Raw genomic sequence first — 804 nt, 5'->3', positions numbered from 1 at the left:
TGGGAGCGAGCCTGCTCGCGAAGAACGATGACGCGGTGTTCAGACGGATTACGTTTGCGGATCAACCCGATCCAGCGCCCGGTTTACCGCCAGCTCGGCGAGCATGACGATCTGCTGGATCGCCAGCGCCGTACTGCGCTGCGGGCGACTGAGCTGATCAGCCAGATCACCGGCCATGACATTGGCTGAAGCCAGCGATTCGCAGGCGTGGGCGAGCAGGCTTTCGGTGTCGATGTCCGGGTGGATGAGGAACATCGTACTGGGCTGACGCGGTTTGACCGGTTCGGGACAGAGGTAGAAATCGAGCGCGCGCTTGATAGCTTCACGGGTTTTGATCTGGTCGTCGGCGCGGATGGCGTCTTCGAGTGGGGTGGTGGGATCGATGGGTGGATCTGGAACTGGCTTAGTCATTGGAAACCCTATTTTGCAAATGGGAGCCATCCCTTGCCGTTTCTCACGCGGCGAAGTGGGTGGCAGCTATGTGCGGGGTGAGAAACCGGAAAAATAGGAAACCGGCCAGACCGAAGTCTGCCCGCACACAGCTGCCATGAAGCACTTGCAAGCAGCGGACAAGCCGCCGGCAATTATGCGGACTGATGGACTGAATCACTAATTTTTCAGGGTTCTCACACCCGATCACCGAGTTTTCGGCGACAACCAAAGACTAGAGAGCGCACGTCCGACGGACAACCTGAAAACCTTGTGGGAAGGTTCTGGCTATTTGACACAAATTTAAACAGCCAAAAGCCAACCCTCACCCTAGCCCTCTCCCGGAGGGAGAGGGGACTGATCGTGGTGTTTGGG

Annotated in this window: 1 protein-coding gene; it reads right to left on the bottom strand. The window is 57.7% G+C overall.

What is annotated here, in order from left to right; translation table 11 throughout:
• Window positions 1-48: 48 nt before the first annotated feature.
• Complete coding sequence (locus tag PMI23_RS28485) at window positions 49-411, bottom strand: DUF6124 family protein (protein ID WP_007916971.1); 363 nt, start codon at window positions 409-411, stop codon at window positions 49-51.
• Between the last annotated feature and the right edge of the window lie 393 nt (window positions 412-804).

It is taken from the genome of Pseudomonas sp. GM24, from assembly GCF_000282235.1.
Taxonomy (GTDB): Bacteria; Pseudomonadota; Gammaproteobacteria; order Pseudomonadales; family Pseudomonadaceae; genus Aquipseudomonas.
The sequence above is the reverse complement of the archived record's forward strand: the minus strand, read 5'-3'. Positions and strand labels throughout refer to the sequence as shown.